Source organism: Coprococcus sp. ART55/1 (assembly GCF_000210595.1).
In the GTDB taxonomy this organism is placed as follows: Bacteria; Bacillota; Clostridia; order Lachnospirales; family Lachnospiraceae; genus Coprococcus; species Coprococcus aceti.
Map to the genome: position 1 here is coordinate 2355980 of NC_021018.1, position 23424 is coordinate 2379403.

The following is a 23424-nucleotide window of genomic DNA, read 5'->3' on the forward strand; positions in this document are numbered from 1 at the left end:
TGATCTGCCCGTTCGGGTGTTACGGAAGCTTGGTGTTGACTATATCAAATCAGGTGAATACAATATAAAAGGGTATTTAACCACAAAAACAAGGATTGGGAAGTAGAGATATGGGACAGAGTAAAGAGAGAAACAGTAATGAAAAAAGCGGATTCCTCAAGAAGCTTATAATAGTTCTGGCAGTGGCGATCGTGGTAGTATTTGCGGTATTTTATGTGATCTATTACAGATTTTCATATCAGGCGGACAAGCTGGCAAAGGAGACCGCCCGCATATACGCATTTGGCGATGGCGGAGAGATGGCTGACATGATAGCCCCGGGATACGTGAAGAAGTTTGAGGATTCGTCAAAGGTTTTGTCGGTGAGTGACATACAGGACATATATATAAACAAGTTCAGAGCGTATACAGATGAGCAGGTCGGGGATATAGATACGATCGAGTGCAAGGTCACCGATATACAGGCGGTGAGCAATATAGAGGATGTGCAGCAGCAATTTGCGGACAACGGAGTTAAGGGCGTGTCCCAGTACAGAAGTGTGGAAGCCGACTGGATAGTGACAGGCAAGGATGGCGGCGAGGTCACGGTACACGTTCAGGAATGTATGTTGAAGTGCGACGATGGCTGGTATGTGGACTATGTCCGTATGCCGGATGAAATAGACAGCATGAGTACGCCGGTCGATTCCGGGGATGCTGACAGTGAGGAGACAACAGAGGCGGAGATCACTGAATAATATTGTGTGTATAAGATTGGAAGGGCATACAGTATACAAGAAAGAAGGCTGACAAAAAATGTATGATGTGAGATCCATGAAGGCAGAGGACTTCATAGATGATGGCGAGATCCGTGAGACGCTGGACTATGCGGATCAGAACAAGGACAATGTGGAGCTTATCGACAGTATCATAGAGAAGGCAAAGCTCAGGAAGGGGCTTACCCACAGGGAGGCATCCGTGCTTCTTGCGTGTGAGATGCCGGACAAGATAAATGAGATATATGATCTGGCGGAGCAGATTAAGAAGGACTTCTACGGCAACAGAATAGTTATGTTCGCGCCGCTGTATCTGTCCAACTACTGTGTAAATGGGTGTGTGTATTGTCCGTATCACATCAAGAATAAGCATATAGCCAGAAAGAAGCTCACCCAGGAAGAGGTGAGACGGGAGGTCATAGCACTGCAGGATATGGGTCACAAGAGACTGGCCATTGAGGCCGGTGAGGATCCTCAGATGAATCCTATCGAGTACATCCTGGAGTGTATAGACACGATATACAGCATCAAGCACAAGAACGGTGCAATAAGGCGTGTAAATGTAAATATAGCGGCGACCACAGTGGAGAACTACAGGAAGCTGCACGAGGCAGGAATTGGAACGTACATCCTCTTCCAGGAGACCTACGATAAGGAAGCGTATGAGAAGCTTCATCCATATGGACCGAAGCATGACTATGCATATCACACAGAGGCTATGGACCGTGCTATGGAAGGTGGTATAGACGATGTGGGTCTGGGAGTGCTCTTTGGTCTGGATAAGTATAGGTACGAATTTGCGGGGCTGCTGATGCATGCGGAGCACCTTGAGGCTGTTCATGGAGTTGGTCCGCACACCATCAGTGTGCCAAGAGTCAAGAAGGCTGACGACATAGATCCAGAGGCATTTGACAACGGAATAAGCGACGATGTATTCTGTAAGATCGCAGCATGTATCAGAATCGCCGTTCCTTATACAGGAATGATAATCTCCACAAGGGAGAATCCAACGGTCAGGGATGAGATCATAAGGCTTGGAGTGTCGCAGATAAGCGGTGGTTCAAAGACCAGTGTGGGGGGCTACTATGAGCCGGAGCCAGAGGATGAGAAGTCGGAGCAGTTCGATGTCAGCGACACGAGAACTCTGGATCAGGTTGTGAACTGGCTGATGACCAAGGGCTATATACCATCGTTCTGTACGGCATGTTACAGAGAGGGCAGAACCGGCGACAGGTTCATGAGCCTGTGCAAGAGCGGACAGATACAGAACTGCTGTCATCCGAACGCACTCATGACGCTGGAGGAATATCTGGTGGATTATGCTTCGCCGGAGACCGCGGAGATCGGCAGGAGACTCATACAGGATGAGCTGAAGAATATTCCGAATGAGAAAGTCAGACAGATAGTGGTCGAGAGACTTGACAGGATAAAGCACGGAGACAGAGATTTTAGATTCTAACACATTGTGGAGGAGCAAAATGAGTTTAAACGATACACCGTCGGCAAACAGAGTGCATATAGGTTTCTTTGGATGCAGGAACGCAGGCAAGTCCAGTCTGGTAAATGCAGTGACGGGGCAGAGCCTTGCTGTTGTGTCGGATGTGGCGGGAACCACCACGGATCCGGTGTACAAGTCCATGGAACTGCTTCCGCTTGGACCGGTGGTCATCATAGATACACCGGGAATAGACGATACCGGCGAGCTGGGTGAACTCAGGGTGTCGAAGACCAGACAGGTGCTTGCGAAGATAGATGTCGCTGTGCTGGTGGTTGATGGTTCGGTTGGCCTTTCGGCGGCGGACAGGGAGCTCACAGAGCTTTTCAAAGAGAAGAATATAAATTATATAATTGCGTACAATAAGAGTGATCTAGTTAAGGATGATATACAGGTTCAGAATTCAGCGGAGAATTCCATATGGGTCAGCGCAGAGCGCAGACAGGGAATAGAGGAGCTGAAGGAATTGATAGGAAAGCTCACGGTGACAGACACCATGACCAGGAGACTGGTCGGAGATCTGATACAGCCGGGTGATATGGTGGTGCTGGTCATACCGATAGATTCTGCAGCTCCGAAGGGCAGGCTGATACTTCCGCAGCAGCAGGTCATAAGGGATGTTCTTGAGACCGGAGCTACGGCTGTGGTGTGCAGGGACACGGAGCTTGAGGATACTCTGAGACGGCTGGAGGGGAATGTATCTCTGGTGGTCACTGACTCCCAGGCATTTGCAAAGGTTATGAAGATAGTGCCGGATGACATATATCTGACATCGTTCTCCATACTGATGGCAAGATTTAAAGGGCAGCTTGATGCGGCGGTAAATGGCGCATATGTCCTGGACAGGCTGAGGGATGAAGGCCAGCGTACAGATGCGGACAGCAGACCTCCAAGGATACTCATAGCTGAGGGCTGCACCCATCACAGACAGTGTGATGATATAGGAACTGTGAAGCTGCCAGGATGGATACGCAGATACACAGGACTTGAGCCTGAATTTACATTTGTCAGCGGAACGGAATTCCCAGAGGATCTGACAGGATATGATCTGGTGATACACTGCGGAGGCTGTATGCTGAATGAACGCGAGATGAAGAGTCGTCAGGGAAGGGCGGAGCAGCAGAGTATCCCGATGACGAATTATGGAACTGCTATAGCTCATATGAATGGGATTCTTGACAGGAGTCTGAGGATTTTTCAGACAAAGACGGACATATAAATATTTGGATGAAAGGTGATCGATATGGCAAAGACAGGTTTGGTACTTGAGGGCGGCGGCCAGAGAGGCATATATACCGCCGGAGTCCTGGATGTGTTCATGGACAATGATATAGAGGTCGACGGTGTCATAGGGGTGTCGGCGGGAGCCATACATGGACTCTCCTTTGTTGCGAGACAGAGGGGACGCAACATGCGTTACAATATGAAGTACAGGAACAACAAGCACTACATGAGCCTGTACTCCCTTTTAACTACAGGAGATATATGTGGTGAGCAGTTCTGCTACCACGATATCCCGGAGAAACTGGATCCACTTGACTACGATGCATTCCTTGCAAATCCTACGAAGCTCTATGTGGGATGTTCTAATCTGGATACAGGAGAGGCGGAGTATCTGGAGTGTACAGATATGAGAAAGCCTGAGGATGTGAATAAGGTGAGGGCTTCGGCATCCCTCCCACTGGTGTCCAATATTGTTGAGGTAGACGGAATGAAGCTGCTGGATGGAGGTGTATCCGACAGCATACCGATATTTGCATTCAGAAGGATGGGCTACAGGAGAAATATAGTAGTTCTGACAAGACCGGAGGGATACCGCAAGGGCCCGGACAAGATGCTCAGGCTGGAGGCCGGAAGGTACAGGGAGTACCCTGAGTTCGTTAAAAGATGTCACATGAGACACATGTATTACAACAAGACCCTGGACAAGCTGGAGGAGCTTGAAAAGGAGGGTGATACGTTGATAATCAGACCGAGTGAGACTATAGAGATATCAAGGCTTGAGAAGAAGCCGGAGATGATCGAGGCCATGTATGAGCTGGGTGTGTACGATGCAAAGGAGAAATTGCAGCAGGTTAAGAAATTCCTGCGTGAGAGTAAGGAAGAAAGCAGGGACTACACACATGGACAGGCGCAGCAACAGACGGCGGTTACACAGCAGACCCGATAATGGAATATATGACAGATTGATACTTTCGGGAATGGACATTCCTGAGAGTGTGGATACACAGAAGAAGGCACAGGAGAATCACAGCAAAATGGCTGAGACTCCTGTGCCTTCGCTCATACTGTCACTTTCGGTATCTACAATATTCACCATGCTGATTGCAACCTCCTACAATATTGTGGACACTTATTTTGTCTCAGATCTTGGAGAAAGCAGTGTGGCCGCAGTTGGGATCATGTTCTCTGTTATGGCATTGATACAGGCTGTGGGTTACACCTGGGGCATGGGAGCTGGAAGTGAGATAGCGAGACTCCTCGGTAAGCAGAAGAAGCGTGAGGCGGAGCAGACGCTTGCCACGGCACTGGCGGGAGGAATACTGTCGGGCGCGGTCATGGCGGTTATATTTGCCGTGTTCAGGGAGGATGTGGTAAGACTTCTCGGGGCCACGGACACAAGTCTTGCTCCTGCGGAGCAGTATGGAATATATATCATGCTCGCGGCTCCAGTTATGTGTGGTGCTTATGTCCTGAACAATGCCCTGCGGGCTGAGGGGCAGCCGTATCTAGCCCTGTTGGGTATTCTGGCAGGCGGACTGTCAAATGCGTTATTTGACTATATATTGGTGAGAGTGCTTGGACTTGGAATAGCCGGTGCAGGCATAGCGACCCTTGCCGGACAGGGGATAAGTCTTGCCATAATGTATATATGTGTCAGGTCAAGGTGCAGCGTGGTAAGGCTTCATGTGTCTGATGTGTGGAGCTTCAGATATGGGGTGCGTATAGTGAGAACAGGGCTGCCATCCTTCCTGAGACAGGGGCTCATGTGCCTTGCGGCGGTCATGATAAGCAGAAGCTGTAGGCAGTACGGAGATGGAGCCATGGCGGGCGTCACAGTTGCAAATAAGATATTTGCAGTCATATTTGCGGTGCTGGTGGGCTATGGGCAGGGATTTGCCCCGGTGTGCGGGTTTGCCTATGGTGCAGGACTTGAATCCAGAGTGAAAAGGTCGCTGAGATTTACCATGATAACTGCGGTGATATTCATGTGCGCTATGGGTGCTGCGACCTGGGTGTGGGTATCCGAGGTGGCCGGTGTATTCTTGCATGAAGGTGGCACTCAAGCTATGCAGCTTGCGGCGCTGTCTCTCCGGGCGCATGCCATATCCATGCCGTTTGCAGCTGTGTGTCTGGTGACCGGAATGTACTATCAGGCTCTTGGAGCATATGGAAAAGCCACCCTCATATCCGCCCTGCGGCAGGGAGTATGTTTTATACCATTGGTATTCATACTGCCGCGCATGTATGGCGTAGATGGAGTGGCTTTTGTCCAGGCCGCCGCCGATGTGCTGGCGGGGATTGTCTCGGCCTTTTATCTGCTATATACAAATGAAAAATAGTCCGTGTTTATCATCTCGTCCGATATATACAGCCGGTTTTCAACCTCCTCGATCATCTGATCCACGTATCCATCAGGGATCTGTGACTCAGGGACGAAGTAAGAGGTCTCCCCCGTGCTGGCATCGTACCTGACCTTGTCGGTCATAAAGCTTTGATCCGCGAAGATCACAAGCTCATCGGAATCGGACAAAATGTTGTGTCCTGCCAGGAGTCTTGAGTCAAAGTCGGCTCCGAGAAGGTTTAACACAGTTGGAAGTATGTCCACACTGGAGCAGAGCTTGTCGACAACTACTGGCTTCTCCATGGATGAGCTCCATATACCAAACTGGTTGTGGTGAAGCTCAAAGTCATCACTCTCTATGTCCTTGCCCGCAAGCTCGTTGTAGGTGCCGTCGCTGAGTCCGTAAGGATAGTGGTCAGGTGCCACGATGAACAGAGTGTTGTCCAGCTTGCCAGTCTCTTCCAGCTTATCCATCAGGAATTCCAGAGCCTTGTCAAGCTCCATCTGGGCTGCAACATAGGCTATGGCCTCATCTGAGTACCCTTTTTCAGAGAGGACATTCTCGGCTCCCTCCCTGTTAATCATACATATATACTGATTGTCGTAATTGTAAGGCAGATGGCCGGAGAAACTCATAAAATACATGTTAAATTTGTCATCCTGAATGAAATCCCCATACACAGCCTCCATACATTCGAGATCGGAATACATAACGTGGTCAGGAATATCCAATCCTGCGCCGATGGCCTTGAAGGTGGTGTAGCCCATATTCGGATGGGTTCTTGTTCTGTCGTAGTATGTGGCATCAAAGTCGTGGTAGCCGTAGCTCTTGTAGCCCTGTGCGTTCAGCATATTGCCGAGGGCGTATGGCTGGTAGGTGTCCGCGGATGCCTCAAAGCTCCATTTGGAGGATGCCGGATACTGGCTGAGGCAGTTGGTATATTCGCCGTCTATGGTGCTGTGATACCACAGTGGGTTGTAGAAGTTAGTAAATTCAAAGCCTTCGTGATAAATCTTGTACAGTGTCGGTGTGGCCTCCCTGGATATTCCATATGTACTGAGACTTTCAGCGGTGACAAATACCACATTGTACCCCTCGAACATGCCGGTGTATTCGTCCGTGTAAGTTGGCTGTACCCCCGAGAAATATGCCGTCAGGCTTTTAAGCTCCTCGTCATCTGTCTGATTATACAGACTTTGGAAATCTATGCTTTCATCGACCTGCGGAACATATACAGGCTCGTTGGCCTGGGTTGATCCTGCCGCCTGATCTGAGCCGCCGGTCTGAGAAGCTGATGAAAAATCTGTCTCGTCCGCAGATGCGGCATTGATATCTGATGCGGCAGTCTGTGCATCTGACTGATTATCTTCAATATCTGCAAGCTCAAATGTCTTGCTCTGGCTGCTCTGAGTCACCATGGTCACACAGTCTCTTCCCGTGGTGACCATGACTCCAAGCTTGTTCATGGACAGTTCAAGTACATAGCGTCCGTGGAACAGCGCATATGGAGTGTAGGCCGCAGTCCCGTGCACTGCCAGAATACAGATGGCAAGTACCCATGCAGCTGCGGAGATACCCAGCTGCACCAGCACTGCCCTGAGCACACCAGGCTTCTGCCCGATGCGGCATCTGCCAAATGAAAACCAGAACCTGTTCATGATGATAAGACATATAAGTGGCAGCAGGAACAGCACTATGATATACCAGTTGGATCGCAATGCTGAAAAAAGCACAGTCCTGAAGTTCATAGCATCCTGGGCACCGCCGATGGACACCAGACTCAAAAATGTTCTGAATATCTTATAGTATACAAATTGTGCAATATAGTAGATCGTAAATATACTCCACAGCAGGTAGGCTATGGCTGCATTTGCATATCTGTGCCAGAAGGAGGTCAGTGCTGACAGGGTAAGTCCGCATGCCAGCGCAAATGTCAGGGGATGTAGTATGCTGCTGCCTGCAGATCCATAAATTGCAATGTGAAACAGGAGCTCCATATAAATAAAGGCCAGCGGAAAGAATATGGAACGCCACAGCAGACCACTGTGTCTGCTTTGAGTTGTATCTGTTTTCATCTGGCATCTCCTTATTCGCGTGTGAGTATGTCGTCAAGTGCGCCCCTCACTCCTATAGGATCTGTGACCAGAAGAGTGTGGAAACCAAGCTTTGCGGCGGCATCGAGATTCGCCTGCCTGTCATCAAGAAAAATGGATTCCTCAGGAACAAGGTTATATTTGCTGCAGAGATGCTCATAGATGGCGGCGTCTGGCTTGGTCACGTGGTATTCATAGGAGACCACTCTTCCGTCCGTGTAAGGCAGGAAGTGGAATCTAGGCGTGTGGAGTGCAAACAGTCTTCTTGGGTAGTTGGACAGGAGGTAGATGTTGTAACCTCTGGACTTGAGATCCTTGAGCCACATGTCGGCTCCCGGGAACATGTCCACCACTTCATCGAGATTGTTCATGAACAGGTCTATGTAGCTGCTGCATTCCGGGCTGAGTTCCTTGAAACGTTTGATGAGCTCTGGCTCAGGCATATCGTCCAGGTCAAAATGATTCCACATAGGGAGGTTTATCATGTTGTGATCAAGAGTATCTATCACGTCCGCTGGTATGCCAAGTTTCTCCATGGTGCTTTTCCAGTGGAAGTCTACGAGGACCATGCCAATATCAAAGATTATATTTTTCATATGTATATTCCTTTCGTGTCATATGCTGCCGTATAAGTGCAGATTATGTCGTCACAGAAATTTTAACTCATAATAGGACAAAAATATACTCAAATATTTGCGGAAATGCTGACAAATACCTAATATGCTTGTTTACAGTTTTCCGGTCACAGTGTTACAATGATTAAATCGGCAATGTAAGGGGAAATACAGTGTATGATATACGTATTTGTGGACTTTGAAATGAATATGATAGATTCAGAGTATAAGAAGGAAAAGAAAATATGTAAGAGTGAGATCATAGAGATCGGTGCGGTTAAACTGGATGAAGATTATAATGAGATAGATTCGTTTAAGAGTTATGTGAAGCCGGCATATGGAACCATGGCTTCGCGTATAATAAAGCTCACAGGAATAACAGATGATATGGTGGAGGATGCTCCTTCATATGCTTTTGCCATGGGGAGCTTTATAGAGTGGTGTGCTGATGCCGATGTGATATACGCATGGAGTGAGAATGACCTGAGACAGCTCCGCAAGGAGGCCAGGCTGAAGGAATACACGCACCCCGGGCTGGAAAGTATCATATCAAGGTGGAAGGATTTCCAGAAGGAATATGCCAAGCTCATAGGAACGTCAAGAAGGATATCACTGTCGGACGCTGTGTTTTATCTGGGAGAAAACTTTCAGGGGGCAGAGCATGATGCCCTGTGGGATGCCAGGAATACCGCTGAGGTGTTCAAGCTCTCAAAGGATGAGAAGAATTTTTTCAGGATCATGGCCCCGGTCATCGATGTGTACAAGCCCAAGAAGAATCTGACATATTCCCTGTCCGAGGCATTTGGAGATATACATCTGGATGAATAGATATGTAATTGATGACTACATAGAATAATAATGTGGATTATTAGGAGGACTTCATGAACTGGAATAAGAGGGATACAGTGAGGACCGTGATTATATTGTGCGGTGTGGTGCTGTTTGCATATGTACTGTTTAATTTTGATAAGGTGTCCAGTATGTTCAGCTGGCTCATCAATATACTCATGCCATTTGTCATAGGATTTGCCATAGCATTTGTGGTGAATGTACCTATGAAGGGACTTGAAAAGGTATTGTTTAAGAATAAAGACAGCAGACTGTACAGGTTCAGGAGACCAGTGTGCCTCATACTGTCGTTCCTGTGCATAATAGCTGTTCTCACGTTTGCAATAACTATGATCATACCTGAGATGTCCAAGACTATAACTATGTTTGCAGAGAAGCTGCCATCGGCCATGGATGATATACAGAGGAAGGCGATCAAGCTGATGAAGGACCAGCCGGAGATAGTGGATAAGATAAAGAGTATCAATATTAATTGGGATGCACTTATATCAAATGTGGTTGGTATTGTGAAGAACGGCGGCAGCAGTGTATTGTCTTCCACGTTCTCCATTGCCAGCAGTGTGGTAGGCGCCGTGGTCGATGTTCTGGTGGGACTGTTCTTTGCGTGCTACATACTGGCTCAGAAGGAGACTCTGGAGAAGCAGGTAAAGGGTGTATTGTATGCGGTGTTCAGGGAAGAAAAGGCGGACCGATTCATTCAGACTTGTGTTCTTGCGGATAAGACCTTCTCCAAGTTCATCTCAGGTCAGTGCCTTGAGGCGTGCATACTTGGACTTATGTTTTTCATTACGATGACCATATTCCGTATTCCGTATGCGCTTACGGTCAGCATCATCATAGCAGTATTTGCACTGATCCCGGTTGTTGGAGCATTTGTTGGATGTTTTGCCGGAACGATTATGATCCTGGTAGAGGATCCGAAGCGTGCCATAGTGTTTCTGATCATATTTGTCGTGTTGCAGCAGATAGAGGGAAACTTCATATATCCTCATGTTGTTGGCGGTTCGGTGGGACTTCCATCTATATGGGTACTTGTGGCGGTCATGCTTGGAGGTGATATGTTGGGCATTCTGGGTATGCTCATATTTGTACCGCTTTTCTCCGTCCTGTATGCGATGTCTGAAGAATATGTGGTTAAGAGACTCAGAGACAAGGGCATATCGTGGAGGAAATATAATCTGGCATGCAACATCCCCGAGGGGCGATGGAATGGAAGGCTGGATGAGGAATGTGCGTCTGATGTCAGCAAGGTGGACGCCGGGCAGACCGGGACGAATGAGTCGAATGCACCGGGCAGTACAGCCGGAAGCGGCAATTCTGGAAAAAATAATACAGGCAGAAATAGCACAGAAAGAAATAACATAGAAAGAAATAACACAGGCAGAAACAGTAACAGAAATAAAAACTACAAGAAGAGAAAGAAATAACGGCTCATATATGGCATCATCTGTGTGGTGATACATATAGCCGTTCAGAAAGAAGGATATACACATGTACAGAGACATAGCGAAATTGGTTTTATACAGAGATCTTGGTGAGGACAGCATACTTATGAAGCTGTCTGGAATATTTGAGGATTTTGATCTCAAGAGGTGTGAGAATGCGGAGCTGTGTGCCCGGATTTATGATCAGATCAAGAGACTGCTCGATCTTGCGACCAGCTATGGATTCGACAAGAATCTGTGGCACAACTATCTGGCATTTATACTCATCACCAATGAGAACTCATTCAGTATAACCAGTGAGAAGGTGGGAGCAAATGACGGAACAGTTAATTATTTTGCAAAGAATGATTTCAGGATATTCAAGAAGCTGTTCGACTTTGATTTCTCAGAGATAGAGAGCGCACTTGGAATAGATTGTTTCTCAACTATCAACAATTACAAGTCTATTGGCAAGAAGGAGAGAATGTACAATAAGAATGTCAGCGAGAAGGTTCAGGCTGTCAGCAATGCGATAGAGGAGGCTGAGAACGAGGACCAGATATTTGACATAGTGACATCATTCTACAAGGCATATGGTGTTGGTATGTTCGGTCTCAACAAAGCGTTCAGGATCACCCGTGAGCATGGAGATCTGGAGTTTGTACCTATAAATAACACAGAGGATGTCATGCTGGATGATCTCATCGGATATGAGATCCAGAAGAAGAAGATCGTGGACAACACTGAGGCATTTGTGGAGGGCCGCAAGGCGAACAATGCACTTCTCTTTGGTGACAGTGGAACAGGAAAGTCAACCACGATCAAGGCGATCATCAACGAGTACTATGACAGAGGACTTCGTATGATAGAGATATACAAGCATCAGTTCCAGGATCTGTCGCAGGTCATATCGCTTATCAAGAACAGAAATTACAGATTTATCATATACATGGATGATCTTTCATTTGAGGAATTTGAGATAGAGTACAAGTACCTCAAGGCTGTCATCGAGGGTGGACTTGAGATCAGACCTGACAATGTGCTCATATATGCCACATCCAACCGCCGTCATCTCATCAAGGAGACATGGAACGACAGGAATGATATGGAGAATAACAATGGTATTCACAGAAGTGATACCATTCAGGAGAAGCTGTCACTGGTCAACAGATTCGGAGTCACGATCAGCTACAGCGCACCTTCACAGAAGGAATACTTTGAGATCGTCAAGGGACTTGCTGAGAAGGAGCACATCACCATGGACGAGAAGGAGCTCTGCGCAGAGGCAAACAAGTGGGAGCTTGCACATGGCGGCATAAGCGGACGTACTGCACAGCAGTTTATCAACTACCTTAAGGGGCAGGGATTGTAAAAATAATTGCTGTTGAACTACGGTTTATATTTTGTTATTATTAAGTTAATTTTGTAGAGCAAGATACTTTGATAAGGAGTGTGGAAAGATGATAGATCTTAGCAGCAAGAAAGGTAAGACACTGGTATCCAGAATAATTGTTGTGGTTCTGTGTATCGCAATGGTTGTTACACTTTTAGTTTCAGCATTCTAATAGGAAAACAGGTCGAATTGGAGAGTAGATATGAGAGGAAAGTTTGGAGAGCACCAGACGGTGCGATCGATACTTAAGAGTCTGCCACGTACTGTCCACGACGATGTGACGAGAGCCGGAATAGGAGATGACTATGCCCGGCTCTTGTTGCGTGATGGGGGTAGCGGAGACACCGGCGCAGCTAAAAGCGTGAATGTTGCGGCTGGTGTGTGCTGTGACAGCGGGTATATGGGACTCAGACTTGATATAGCGAGACTTTACAACAGTATAAGGATTGGCGGATATATGCCATGGGCGGCAGTAGATACCATAGTTATGCCTGATGACGATGAACGACGCATGAAGAAACTGCTCAGAAAGCTTGCGGGCATATGTGTGGAATATAAAGTAGATATTATTACGGGGCATACCGAGGTGAATAATGCTGTATCTGAGCCGGTTATAAGTGTGACTATGATGGGAAGGCATGCAGGTCAGGGCGAGGATATGCAGGAATTGCAGAATCAGGATGTTCACGGATACCAGATGCCTGCAGGACATGGTGTAGCTGGTACGCGAGGACTGAAATGGCCGGCTGGCATGGATATAGTTATGTGTGGACAGACCGGTGTTGGTGGAACCCTGAAGATCTATTATGATAATCAGAAGGAGCTTTTTGAGAGGTATTCGGAGAGCTATCTGAGACCTGTGGAGCAGCTCGAGCAGCTTATACTGCTTGGCGGCCAGGTTGACATAGCATTAGATCATGGCTGTATATATTCACACGACATATCGAGGGGTGGCGTATTTGCAGCTCTCTGGGAGATGGGAGATGCGCTGAAGTGCGGGCTTGAGGTATGTCATGACAATATACCGATACTTCAGGAGACAATAGAGATATGTGAGCACACCGGGGATAATCCGTATATGATAGATGGTTGTGGCGCAGCACTTTTTGTGGTTCCAGACGGAGACCATCTGACTGATAAGTTATACGAGGCAGGATATGAGGCTTCAGTCATAGGCCATCTTACGGAAAAAAGCGATAGGGTTGTGGTGCACGACGACGAGAGGAGATTTCTTACACCGCCAAGGTTTTTATAGGAGGAGTAGTATGCTAAATATAGTATTACATGAGCCGGAGATCCCGGCCAATACAGGCAACATAGGAAGAACATGTGTGGCAGCAGGCGCAAGACTGCATCTCATAGAGCCGCTGGGCTTCCAGATAAATGAGAAACAGCTGAAGCGTGCCGGGCTTGATTACTGGGACAAGCTGGATGTGACAACGTATGTGAATTTCGAGGATTTCCTTGCAAAGAATCCCGGAGCAAAGATATACATGGCGACAACCAAAGCCAGGAAGAAGTATACAGATGTGAAGTTTGAGGATGACGCATACATCATGTTCGGCAAGGAGAGCGCGGGTATACCTGAGGAGATCCTGGTTGATTATAAGGATACATCTATCAGGATTCCGATGTTCCCAGACATTCGTTCACTGAATCTGGGCAACTCTGTGGCAATAGTGCTGTATGAAGCACTCAGACAGAATGATTTCCCAGGTCTAGAGGAAGCGGGAAATCTACATCGTCTTAGTTGGAACATGTAGTGATAGAGGGGGAATATACATGGCGTATCCTACAAGTGGAAAAAAGATGCTGAACATATGCATTCTGGATATACTGAAGAAATATACGGACTGTGACCACACCATGGATCAGAAGGATATCATTGCGAAGCTCAAAGAGGATTATGATATAACTGTGGACAGAAAATCCGTAAAGGCAAATCTCAACTGTCTGGTGGATTATGGTTATGACATTGAGTATACCGAGACGGAGAGAGAGAAGAAGGACGGCACAAAGGAGACACTTACATCAAACTGGTATTATAATCACGAGTTTGACGATGCAGAGCTTCGAATGATGATAGACAGTATCCTGTTCTCCAAGACCATACCGGCTGGTCAGGCAAGCCAGCTCATAGACAAGATAGCAGGTCTGTCAAATATATATTTTACAAACAAGATGACGCATGTGAGCAGTCTTCCGGGTCTCGAGCACACCAGCAACAAGCAGACACTGTTCAACGTGGGAATGATAGATGATGCCATATCTGAGAAGAAGCAGATATCATTTGTTTACAATAATTATGGTGAGGACAAGAAGCTTCATCCGAGGCGGGAGGAGCCGTACGTAGTCAATCCGTATCAGATGGTGGCGAATGACGGAAAGTATTACCTCATCTGCAATTACGACAAGTATGACAATCTGTCGAATTACAGAGTGGATAAGATGACACAGGTCCAGATAGTTGACAGGCCTGTGAAGAACCGCACAGAGGTAAAGGGAATGGAGCATGGACTCAACCTTCCAAAGCATATGGCTGAGCATATCTATATGTTTGCCGATGAGCCGGTGACCATAGTGATGCGTGTCAGAAAGGCTGCCATATCGGATGTGGTGGATTGGTTTGGAAGAAACTTTGATGTGGTCGATGAAAATATAGCCAGACAGTACGAAGGCTTCAGGGAGACTGATGATGATGTAACTTACGTGCGGCTTGTGTGCAGCCGTCAGGCGATGGCGCACTGGGCGATGCAGTATGGAACCTCGGTGGAGGTCATTTATCCCACAGAGCTCAGAGCCCAGATCGGTGAGGCTGTAAAGGAAATGAATAACAAATATAATAATTAAAGAGATGGCTGTCAGTATAATTCAAAAAACTGGCAGCTTTTTTATAAAAAAAATCGCTTTTACCGCAAGAAAACACAGATTTTGATCGGAATATATATTAGAAACACACGGGGAGGTGAATGATATGGTAACTAGGAACAATTATATATCGAAGCTGAAACGGCATAATGAGAAAGCTCTGGAGTTTGTGGTTCAGGAATATGGAGGGCAGGTGAAAGCTGCTGTGTACAAGAATCTTTCGGGCATGCCGGAGGAAATTGAAGAGTGCATGGACGATGTGTTTCTGGATGTATGGAACAATATAGACAGATTTGACGAGAGCAAAGGCTCGTTCAGAAGCTGGATAACGGCAATTGCAAGATTCAGATCCATAGATTATCTGAGAAGATACAGCAGAAGATGTTCGGAGGAAGACATAGCAGACTATGAGAACAAGCTTGCAAATGACAACCTGCTGGAGATACTCAATGAGGAGATATCGGACAGCATGGAAAAGCTGCTGAGTGGTCTGTCGGACGAAGACAGGGACATCATTCTGAGGTACTACTGGGATGACCAGTGTGTAGATGAGATAGCGGAAGATTATGGGGTATCTTCATCATCTATCTACAGCAGAATGTCCAGAGCAAGAAGTCGATTGAAACAAGTGTAAAGGCGGTGAATGATCATGAAAAACGGAAAAGACAGAAATGTATATGATGTTATGAACGATGTAAATGTGGACATTGAGACCATGGATATGTCGGATGAAGAGAAGGATGCCTGTGTGAAGAGGCTCAGGCACAAGGTGAAGGCGAGGGAAACCGGAAGAAATCATGGATGGAAGACGGCGGCAGCGGCAGTGGCGGCTGTTCTGATCCTGTCGGGAGGCGGACTGACATATGCGGCAGAGAACGGCTCGCTGGCATGGTTTTTTGACAGTCTGAGCAGGGAGACAGGAAGTGTTATTCCATCAAAATATGTGGACGAGAGCTACATAAATAACGAGTATAAGGGCAGTGTAAAGGTGATAACCGAGTCCGATGCAAAAGTAAGCTTTGATCTGAAGAAGGTAGCAGTGGATGGCAATCAGGTCAACATTGCGATGGTGATAACATACGATGACTTTGACACAGAAAAATATGAGAGCTTTGATGCTCAGATGCAGATAATAGAAGGCGGTGCGAACATCGTCAGTGAATATGCGGGCAGCACGGCTCCTGGCGATGGAATCTCGCTCACGAACAAGCAGACAATGTCTGATATTGTATACAAGTTAAAAAAGAAAAATGCATACAAGGTGGGGGATGTCATCACCATGAGATGTAACAGCATTACCCTGTTCAACAAAAATAAATCAAGTGATGGCGCGGTCACCTATGTAGCAGACGAGGTGGATGGCCCTTGGACCTTACAGTTTAAGGTTCAGGATGATATGCAGGGACATAGTGTGGATGTATCCGGCATAGATGGCATTGAAAAATGTACAATAAATACAAAGGGCATAACCATTGACATTGCTGAAAATGCGGCGGTCGATGATGACTCGCTGGAGAATATAATACTTGAGATGACAGACAATAAAGAATTGAAAGATGTAGTATATGGAATCGGCAAGACCGGTGATGGCGACAGCATACAGAGAATGGAGTTGAACTTCACTAAGCCGATAGATGTTTCACAGGTGAAAAATGTGTGGATAGATGGTAGGAAATGTAAAGTGAAATAAATAGAGCCGGGGTATTACAACAGAGACATTCTCTGGGGTAATACCCCGGCTTTAATATTCTGCGATATCTTATGAGTCCTTGATCCTGAATTTGCCATTGCTCTTCACGCCGGACGATGATATGTCTGTATCGGAGTGGTGTTCAGTGTGCTCGACATGCACAGGCTTGATAGGCACCTGCATATCCTTCTCCTTAGGAAGAGAGAAGATAAATTCGCTTCCCTCGCCCTCCTCGGATGTGAGGGTGATCTGCTCGCCGTGAGCCTTGATGATCTCTTTGGTTATGGCCAGTCCCAGTCCGGTTCCGGTCTTGTCCTTGCCACGGCTCGGATCCGTCTTGTAGAATCTCTCAAATACCTTCTTCTGGGCATCCTTTGGAATTCCCACGCCTTCATCCTTGACGCTTGTATATATCTTGTTGTCCTTCTCAGTCACCTGAACCCTGATCTGGCGTCCCTCAGGTGTGAACTTTATGGCGTTGTCAACCAGATTGTATATAACCTGCTGTATCTTGGTTCTGTCGGCGTATACCACTGTGTTGTCGGTGAGGAATACGCTGTCCAGGAAAATTCCCCTGTCCTTGCACCTTTTCTCAAATGTGTTGATGGTCGGTGTGATGATATCCCTGATATCGAAGTTGGACTTGTCAAGCTGCAGGTCAAATGAGTCAAAGTTGTTCAGCTCCAGAAGTCCCTGTGTCAGCTTGGTCAGTCTCTGTGCCTCATTTAACACTATGCCGAGGTACTTCTCATGCTTTTCCAGTGGAATAGTGCCGTCCAGCATGGCCTCTATGTAACCCTTGATGGATGTGAGTGGCGATCTGAAGTCATGGGATATATTTGATATAAATGACTTCCTGTACTCATTTGAACGGCTCAGCTCATCTGCCATCTCCTCCATGTATCTCGCAAGTTCGCCGAATTCGTTCTTCGCGGTCACATTTACCCTGGCATTGAAGTTACCCTGGGCGTATGACTTGGACGTCTTGATGATCTCACGTATAGGCTTGAGCAGGCTGTTTGACATGAGCATAAGCGCGATCATGGCGATCAGCATGAGGATCAGGAATGGCACAAATGTCGTTGAAAGCATCCTGCTCTTTATATCCTGCTTGAATGTCATAGGTGATGTCAGGATGATAGTTCCCATGTAATTGTTCCACGAGTAGAGAGGCTGGCCAATCACCAGAGTGTCCTCCGAGAAATAGCCGCCAAATGTATTCTCGAAGCAGAATGATGCAAACAATTCATCCGGTTCCACATAATTCTTGAGGTTGTCATTTGTGCTGCTGTGTGAATCTGAATCCTTGGAAGATCCACCGGATTCACTGCTTCCTGAAGAGCTTCCCGACCTGAAAATAATGTTGCTGCGTTCATCGGTGAGCCAGATTCCCATGTCCAGGGTATCCGCCGCATGTTGAAGCTCCTTGTATAATTCCTTGCTGTCAATGGTTCCGTTGCTGTAATCAGTCATGGCGCCGTCGGCAAGCATTGTGATCTCGTTTTTCATGGTGGATTTGCGCTCTGAGAGAACAGAATTCTGTGCTGTTGATATACTGTACACCATGAGCAGTGCAAATATGATCACAACCAGCACTACGAATCCGACCACGATCTTGTCAAATGCTGTTTTCTTCATTATGATCTCCATTCAAACTTGTAGCCTATGCCCCATACAGTGGCAATGCTCCAGTTATGATTGTTGTTCAGCTTCTCACGAAGTCTCTTGATATGTACATCCACGGTTCTAGTGTCGCCCACATACTCGTATCCCCACAGCTTGTCCAGAAGCTGCTCTCTGGTAAATACCTGATTTGGTCTGCTGGCGAGGAAGTAGAGGATCTCCAGCTCCTTTGGCGGCATCTCAAGATTGTGTCCCTCAAAGGTTACTGTGTAGTTGGAGATATTTACGACCAGCCCGTCATACTCCACAAATGTACCTACATGGTCTGCACTTGTGACATCGTAAGCTGCGCTCTGTGGCTGCTTCTGTGCACTCTCAGTCATGGCTGACCTTCTGAGAAGGGCGCCGACCCTTGCCACCAGCTCATTGGAGTCAAATGGCTTGACGATATAATCATCTGCACCGATCTTCAGCCCCAGCACCTTGTCAAATACCTCACCCTTGGCAGAGAGCATGATGATAGGCGTGTTCGATGTCTTTCTTATCTCTGTACACACCTGGTAGCCATCCATTCCCGGAAGCATGACATCCAGGAGAACCAGATCAGGTGAATATTCCTCAAATAACTGTAGAGCTTCCGTTCCGCTTGCGGCTATCTCGGTCTCATAACACTCTTTGTTGAGGTAGAGTGATATAAGCTCTGCGATGTTCTCGTCGTCGTCAACGATGAGAATATTATTTTTGCTCATATATATAAACCTCCCAGTAAATTTATAATAATATAGTTTGTAAAAAATCCGAAGGCGTACACCGATTTCATTGTTGAAGCATTATTTTAAAGTTCCACTATGGTGACTCCCGCATCACCCTCTCCGAATTCTCCGAGACGGAAGGACTTGACATGTGGCTGTGATTTCAGGAACTGATGTATTCCCTTTCGAAGAGCACCGGTGCCTTTTCCGTGGATGATGGTGACTCTGTGCAGATGTGCCATAAGGGCATCATCAAGGAATCTATCCACAAGTGATGTGGCTTCGTCGACCGTCATACCGAGTACATTTATCTCAGGCTTGATATTCATCATCCTGTTCATGCTCTTGCCACCTGTGACTGTGGCCTTCTGCGGTTTCTTCTTTTCATGCTCAACCAGCAGAAGATCAGTAGGTGGAAGAGCCGCGCTGATTATACCCATCTGGACCTTCAGCTTACCCTTGGAGTCAGCCAGTGCCATGATGGTTCCCTCGGAATCCATGCTGATGACATGTACGGTATCGCCAACCTTGAAGTCGGATGCCTTGTGGTCTGACTTTACAGTTTTGCGCTTCTCCTCGTTCATCTTGCCGAGGTCGTTGATCTTCGCGCGGAGCTTCTGTCTCTCGGCCTCCATCGCTTTTGCATCGGCCTTTGCCGGGTTAGTGGTCCATTTGTTGTATTTCCTGATGGCGGCATCGGCCTCAGCCTTCGCCTCCTCTATGATCTCGGATGCCTCCTGACGTGCCTTTGCCAGAATCTCGGCTTTCTTGTCGGAGAGCTCAGAGTCTTTCATCTGTGCACGCTCCTGAAGCTGCTTTGCATCCTCCTTGAGTCTTGCAATGTCGGCTTTGTCCTGTTCAATCTCCCTCTTGCTTCTCTCAAGATCCGCAATCAGGGTTTCAAAGTCAACTGTATCGCTGTCGATATTGGCCTTGGCGCTCTCGATGATGCTATCGTCGATTCCAAGCTTCTTTGCTATGGCGAAAGCATTTGACTTTCCAGGAATACCGATCATCAGTTTATATGTCGGCTGGAGTGTTGCCACGTCAAATTCGCAGCTTGCATTCTCGACACCCGGTGTGCTCATGGCAAATGTCTTGAGCTCACTGTAGTGTGTGGTCGCCATACATCTGACACCCATGTTGTTCAGATGTGACAGGATGGCGATGGCAAGTGCTGCACCCTCTATAGGGTCCGTACCGCCGCCCAGCTCGTCGAAGAGGACCAGACTGCCTGGAGTTACGTGATCCAGTATGTACACGATGTTGCTCATGTGGGATGAGAAGGTGGACAGATTCTGTTCTATACTCTGCTCATCTCCGATATCGGCAAATACGTCGTCAAATACATTCAGTCTTGAACCGTCAAGTGCCGGAATATGAAGTCCGGACTGTCCCATGAGTGAGAAGAGTCCCAGAGTCTTAAGTGATACCGTCTTACCACCGGTGTTAGGACCGGTCACGATGAGGAGGTTGTAGTCCTCACCCAGTTTGATGTCCACAGGTACGACGGTGTGCTTCTCCAGCAGCGGATGTCTTCCCTGCTTTATATCGACAATCCCATCGGTGTTGAATATCGGTTCGGTTCCCTTGTAGCTTCTTGCAAATGATGCCCTTGCGAATATAAAGTCCAGTTCTGCCAGAGTGTCGAAGTCGTATTTGATATATTCTATCTCAGCCGCTGTCTGGGCGGAGAGTGATTCAAGTATCTTCTCGATCTCGGCAAGCTCCTGATTGTCCAGCTCCTTCAGCTCGTTGTTCAGGTTCACGATGGCCATAGGTTCGATGAACACTGTGGCACCGGTTGACGACTGGTCGTGTATCATACCGGGAAAATGGTTCTTGTACTCGGCTTTGACCGGTATACAGTATCTGCCATTTCTCATGGTTACCAGGTTATCCTGGAACATGGTCTGCTTGCTGGTATCGCTGACAAGTTTTGCAAGCTGGTTGTGCAGCTTTTCATTTGTCAGGCGCTTGTTCCTTCTCACTGCCTTGAGACCTGATGAAGCGTCATCGGCAAATTCGTTCTCGGAAATTATGCATCTGTGGATCTCTCTGGACAGATGCTCCAGAGGCATGAGCTCCAGGAATCTCGTGCGCAGGCTGTCCGGACATGTGGTGCCATCCGGGTTCATGCTCAATCCTAGCATCTTGTTGGAGGCCTTCTCCTCCTCGATCTGCTCCTTGCTGCGTCTTCTCGTATCTGTCATGCTTGTGCCCTCGTTCTCACCATATCTCTTGGCGGTGAGTGCGAGGTCCAGCATGCTTGCCACATCAAGCAGTTCTGCGGTTGTGAGGATTCCCTCAACCTCAAGTCTCTTTAGAGATGCCCCGATATCTTTAAGTCCTGCAAATGACAGATTGCCCTGGGTGTTCAGACGCCTTAAGGCATCCCTTGTCTCCTGCTGAAGAGCCTCGATCATTGCGAGATCCTTGCGGGGCTTTATGCGCTGACACTTCCTCTTCGCCATGGGTGATGAGGCAAATGTTGTCAGCATCTCAACTATTTTGTTGTATTCTATAACTCTTAATGTTCTTAGATTCATTTTCTGTGTTCCTTATTTGTTTTTAATGTCGTGTTCTATATTTTATGTATATAATTATGTAGATTTTGAATCGGATAGGTACTAAACATGATAAGTGCATGAAAAGCATAATTAAATATACATAAAGTCTCTAATTCTACACATACATAATTGATTATACCCCTTATAATTATAGAGCGTCAACATATTGCAGGTGTAGAAATAGGCACATTTTCCCTGATTAATTCAGCGGCTGTGGTTGCGGGAGAAACACAAAGCTGATATTATAAAATACAGTTTGATCTGGGAAAAATAAAGCGATATATGACTTAAGACAAAGAGAGTTACGTATTACAAAAGGAAGAGGAGAAAAAGCGGATGAAAGAGTTATTGCAGTTTTTGTTGGGGATAGTATTGATGATAGCAGGCGGTGTGATGTTTCTTAAGAATGTCGTCGTGTCCGACTGGGGACTTTTAAGTTCACTGTTTCGTATAGGTGGTGGTGTGAATATTGGAGGAATCTTTATTGTCCTGCTGGTCATCGCATTTATCGCACTTCTGGTTAAGCCGAACATGGGAACAGGACTTGTGTTCACAGGACTTTGTATAGCATTCTTTGTATGCATCATAATCTCACTGAATGTTTCACTGAGATATATGTCAGGACTTGAGCTCACACTGATCCTTGGAACACTTTGCGTGGGAATAGCATTTGTCATCAAGGGGCTGTTTGGAGTGAGAAAGCTTGACAGGGAGGAGTCACGAAAGAAAGGCAAGGCGGCTTCGGATAAGATTCATGAGTATGACAAGATGTAGTGTAGGGATAATACATTGAATGTGAATTTGTATGTGGAACATGTTGAGGAGATGCATATAAGAAATCATGCTTGGGCGTGTGTAGGTCATAACACTGACGTGTGATGACCTGTAATACAGGCGGTTGTGGAAATGTTCAGTAAATACTGGATTTTCACAACCGCCTATTGTATTCTTATATATGATTAAAATTAAAGCATACAATAATAATTAAACATAGAAAGAGGAAAAGAAAAAATGGTATTTATAACAGATTTCAACGAAGGCGACATGATATCGAATGTCTATCTCTGCAAGAACAAGCAGACAGGAACTACAAAATCAGGAAAGACATATTACAACCTGGAGCTTGTGGATAAGACTGGAAGCATAGCCGGAAAGGTCTGGGAGCTGACCAATGCTATAGGGCACTTTGAGGCAAAGAATTTCATCAAGATTGATGGTCAGGTGACATCGTTCAACAATGAGCTTCAGCTCAACATCAAGAAGATCAGGATTGCAGACGAGGGAGAGTACGTTGAGGCTGATTATATGCCATGCACCAAGAAAGATATAGAGCAGATGTACAAGGACCTGATGGCACTCGTAGAGTCACTCGACAAGGATTACTACAAAGTGCTTCTGAAGAAATTCTTCGCCGAAGATCCTGCATTTGTCAAGGAGTTCAAGAACCATTCAGCGGCCAAGTCAATACATCACGGATACATAGGAGGCTTACTTGAGCACTCACTGGCAGTTGCCAAGATGTGTGACTACTACACCACATATTATCCGGTGCTCAACAGGGATCTGCTGATCACAGCGGCACTTCTCCACGACATTGGCAAGGTCTACGAGATCTCCAAGTTCCCTGAGAACGACTACACAGACGCAGGTCAGCTTCTGGGACACATAGTCATGGGAACGATGATGATCCGCGACAAGATCAATACCATAGACAATTTCCCTGCAAAGGCGG

General features: G+C 46.8%; 20 protein-coding genes. 15 read left to right on the top strand and 5 right to left on the bottom strand.

What is annotated here, in order from left to right; translation table 11 throughout:
• Positions 1-110: 110 nt before the first annotated feature.
• From CCU_RS10590 to CCU_RS10610, 5 genes are read left to right on the top strand one after another with little or no spacing between them, the layout of a single operon-like run.
• Positions 111-737: a hypothetical protein gene (locus CCU_RS10590; protein WP_015534642.1), complete on the top strand. Its 627-nt coding sequence runs from the start codon at positions 111-113 to the stop codon at positions 735-737.
• 58 nt (positions 738-795) lie between these two features.
• Entirely contained in the window at positions 796-2214 is a 1419-nt protein-coding gene (gene hydG, locus CCU_RS10595) for a [FeFe] hydrogenase H-cluster radical SAM maturase HydG (RefSeq protein ID WP_015534643.1), read from the top strand.
• 19 nt (positions 2215-2233) lie between these two features.
• Positions 2234-3469, top strand: coding sequence for a [FeFe] hydrogenase H-cluster maturation GTPase HydF (gene hydF, locus CCU_RS10600; RefSeq protein WP_015534644.1), 1236 nt, complete (start codon positions 2234-2236; stop codon positions 3467-3469).
• A gap of 24 nt (positions 3470-3493) precedes the next feature.
• Positions 3494-4420: a patatin-like phospholipase family protein gene (locus CCU_RS10605; RefSeq protein ID WP_015534645.1), complete on the top strand. Its 927-nt coding sequence runs from the start codon at positions 3494-3496 to the stop codon at positions 4418-4420.
• Positions 4374-5813 (top strand): MATE family efflux transporter, encoded by a 1440-nt coding sequence (locus CCU_RS10610; RefSeq protein WP_015534646.1) that lies wholly within the window; start codon positions 4374-4376, stop codon positions 5811-5813. The genes CCU_RS10605 and CCU_RS10610 overlap by 47 nt, the downstream gene beginning before the upstream one ends.
• On the opposite strand, the gene CCU_RS10615 is transcribed toward CCU_RS10610, so the two are convergent.
• Both CCU_RS10615 and CCU_RS10620 read right to left on the bottom strand, forming a co-directional pair.
• Positions 5786-7891: an LTA synthase family protein gene (locus CCU_RS10615; protein WP_015534647.1), complete on the bottom strand. Its 2106-nt coding sequence runs from the start codon at positions 7889-7891 to the stop codon at positions 5786-5788. The two genes, CCU_RS10610 and CCU_RS10615, sit on opposite strands and share 28 nt — an antisense overlap.
• Before the next feature lie 11 nt (positions 7892-7902).
• Positions 7903-8505, bottom strand: a complete 603-nt coding sequence (locus tag CCU_RS10620) for an HAD family hydrolase (protein ID WP_015534648.1) — start codon at positions 8503-8505, stop codon at positions 7903-7905.
• A 195-nt stretch (positions 8506-8700) separates the two neighbouring features.
• Between CCU_RS10620 and CCU_RS10625 the strand changes: the two genes are divergently transcribed.
• The 8 genes from CCU_RS10625 (at position 8701) to CCU_RS10660 (ending at position 16747) form a co-directional block, all read left to right on the top strand.
• On the top strand, positions 8701-9351 hold the full coding sequence (locus CCU_RS10625; RefSeq protein ID WP_015534649.1) for a 3'-5' exonuclease: 651 nt from the start codon (positions 8701-8703) through the stop codon (positions 9349-9351).
• 53 nt (positions 9352-9404) lie between these two features.
• A complete protein-coding gene (locus tag CCU_RS10630) occupies positions 9405-10799 on the top strand; it encodes an AI-2E family transporter (RefSeq protein ID WP_015534650.1) in 1395 nt (464 codons plus the stop codon).
• A gap of 64 nt (positions 10800-10863) precedes the next feature.
• Positions 10864-12168, top strand: coding sequence for an ATP-binding protein (locus tag CCU_RS10635; protein ID WP_015534651.1), 1305 nt, complete (start codon positions 10864-10866; stop codon positions 12166-12168).
• A 223-nt stretch (positions 12169-12391) separates the two neighbouring features.
• A complete protein-coding gene (locus CCU_RS10640; RefSeq protein ID WP_015534653.1) occupies positions 12392-13444 on the top strand; it encodes an AIR synthase family protein in 1053 nt (350 codons plus the stop codon).
• Between the two features lie 10 nt (positions 13445-13454).
• Positions 13455-13952: a tRNA (uridine(34)/cytosine(34)/5-carboxymethylaminomethyluridine(34)-2'-O)-methyltransferase TrmL gene (trmL, locus tag CCU_RS10645; protein WP_015534654.1), complete on the top strand. Its 498-nt coding sequence runs from the start codon at positions 13455-13457 to the stop codon at positions 13950-13952.
• A 19-nt stretch (positions 13953-13971) separates the two neighbouring features.
• On the top strand, positions 13972-15039 hold the full coding sequence (locus CCU_RS10650) for a WYL domain-containing protein (protein ID WP_015534655.1): 1068 nt from the start codon (positions 13972-13974) through the stop codon (positions 15037-15039).
• A gap of 124 nt (positions 15040-15163) precedes the next feature.
• On the top strand, positions 15164-15691 hold the full coding sequence (locus CCU_RS10655) for a sigma-70 family RNA polymerase sigma factor (protein ID WP_015534656.1): 528 nt from the start codon (positions 15164-15166) through the stop codon (positions 15689-15691).
• Positions 15692-15706: 15 nt separating this feature from the next.
• Positions 15707-16747, top strand: coding sequence for a hypothetical protein (locus tag CCU_RS10660; RefSeq protein ID WP_015534657.1), 1041 nt, complete (start codon positions 15707-15709; stop codon positions 16745-16747).
• 69 nt (positions 16748-16816) lie between these two features.
• On the opposite strand, the gene CCU_RS10665 is transcribed toward CCU_RS10660, so the two are convergent.
• The 3 genes from CCU_RS10665 to CCU_RS10675 all read right to left on the bottom strand — a co-directional run bounded on the left by CCU_RS10665 (position 16817) and on the right by CCU_RS10675 (position 21671).
• Complete coding sequence (locus CCU_RS10665) at positions 16817-18385, bottom strand: HAMP domain-containing sensor histidine kinase (protein WP_238050974.1); 1569 nt, start codon at positions 18383-18385, stop codon at positions 16817-16819.
• The gene (locus tag CCU_RS10670) at positions 18385-19119 is read right to left on the bottom strand and encodes a response regulator transcription factor (RefSeq protein ID WP_015534659.1); all 735 of its coding nucleotides are present in this window, start codon (positions 19117-19119) and stop codon (positions 18385-18387) included. The genes CCU_RS10665 and CCU_RS10670 overlap by 1 nt, the downstream gene beginning before the upstream one ends.
• A gap of 86 nt (positions 19120-19205) precedes the next feature.
• A complete protein-coding gene (locus CCU_RS10675; protein WP_015534660.1) occupies positions 19206-21671 on the bottom strand; it encodes an endonuclease MutS2 in 2466 nt (821 codons plus the stop codon).
• A 357-nt stretch (positions 21672-22028) separates the two neighbouring features.
• On the opposite strand from CCU_RS10675, the gene CCU_RS10680 reads away from it, so the two are divergent.
• Both CCU_RS10680 and CCU_RS10685 read left to right on the top strand, forming a co-directional pair.
• The gene (locus tag CCU_RS10680; RefSeq protein WP_208896166.1) at positions 22029-22466 is read left to right on the top strand and encodes a hypothetical protein; all 438 of its coding nucleotides are present in this window, start codon (positions 22029-22031) and stop codon (positions 22464-22466) included.
• A gap of 237 nt (positions 22467-22703) precedes the next feature.
• The coding region (locus tag CCU_RS10685; protein ID WP_208896167.1) for a 3'-5' exoribonuclease YhaM family protein at positions 22704-23424 on the top strand (721 nt) is incomplete at its 3' end.

Bases quoted from the DNA above. Each gene is read 5' to 3' on its own strand.
- CCU_RS10590 (WP_015534642.1), top strand. From the start codon at position 111: ATGGGACAGAGTAAAGAGAGAAACAGTAATGAAAAAAGCGGATTCCTC.
- hydG (WP_015534643.1), top strand. From the start codon at position 796: ATGTATGATGTGAGATCCATGAAGGCAGAGGACTTCATAGATGATGGC.
- hydF (WP_015534644.1), top strand. From the start codon at position 2,234: ATGAGTTTAAACGATACACCGTCGGCAAACAGAGTGCATATAGGTTTC.
- CCU_RS10605 (WP_015534645.1), top strand. From the start codon at position 3,494: ATGGCAAAGACAGGTTTGGTACTTGAGGGCGGCGGCCAGAGAGGCATA.
- CCU_RS10610 (WP_015534646.1), top strand. From the start codon at position 4,374: ATGGACAGGCGCAGCAACAGACGGCGGTTACACAGCAGACCCGATAAT.
- CCU_RS10615 (WP_015534647.1), bottom strand. From the start codon at position 7,891: ATGAAAACAGATACAACTCAAAGCAGACACAGTGGTCTGCTGTGGCGT.
- CCU_RS10620 (WP_015534648.1), bottom strand. From the start codon at position 8,505: ATGAAAAATATAATCTTTGATATTGGCATGGTCCTCGTAGACTTCCAC.
- CCU_RS10625 (WP_015534649.1), top strand. From the start codon at position 8,701: ATGATATACGTATTTGTGGACTTTGAAATGAATATGATAGATTCAGAG.
- CCU_RS10630 (WP_015534650.1), top strand. From the start codon at position 9,405: ATGAACTGGAATAAGAGGGATACAGTGAGGACCGTGATTATATTGTGC.
- CCU_RS10635 (WP_015534651.1), top strand. From the start codon at position 10,864: ATGTACAGAGACATAGCGAAATTGGTTTTATACAGAGATCTTGGTGAG.
- CCU_RS10640 (WP_015534653.1), top strand. From the start codon at position 12,392: ATGAGAGGAAAGTTTGGAGAGCACCAGACGGTGCGATCGATACTTAAG.
- trmL (WP_015534654.1), top strand. From the start codon at position 13,455: ATGCTAAATATAGTATTACATGAGCCGGAGATCCCGGCCAATACAGGC.
- CCU_RS10650 (WP_015534655.1), top strand. From the start codon at position 13,972: ATGGCGTATCCTACAAGTGGAAAAAAGATGCTGAACATATGCATTCTG.
- CCU_RS10655 (WP_015534656.1), top strand. From the start codon at position 15,164: ATGGTAACTAGGAACAATTATATATCGAAGCTGAAACGGCATAATGAG.
- CCU_RS10660 (WP_015534657.1), top strand. From the start codon at position 15,707: ATGAAAAACGGAAAAGACAGAAATGTATATGATGTTATGAACGATGTA.
- CCU_RS10665 (WP_238050974.1), bottom strand. From the start codon at position 18,385: ATGAAGAAAACAGCATTTGACAAGATCGTGGTCGGATTCGTAGTGCTG.
- CCU_RS10670 (WP_015534659.1), bottom strand. From the start codon at position 19,119: ATGAGCAAAAATAATATTCTCATCGTTGACGACGACGAGAACATCGCA.
- CCU_RS10675 (WP_015534660.1), bottom strand. From the start codon at position 21,671: ATGAATCTAAGAACATTAAGAGTTATAGAATACAACAAAATAGTTGAG.
- CCU_RS10680 (WP_208896166.1), top strand. From the start codon at position 22,029: ATGAAAGAGTTATTGCAGTTTTTGTTGGGGATAGTATTGATGATAGCA.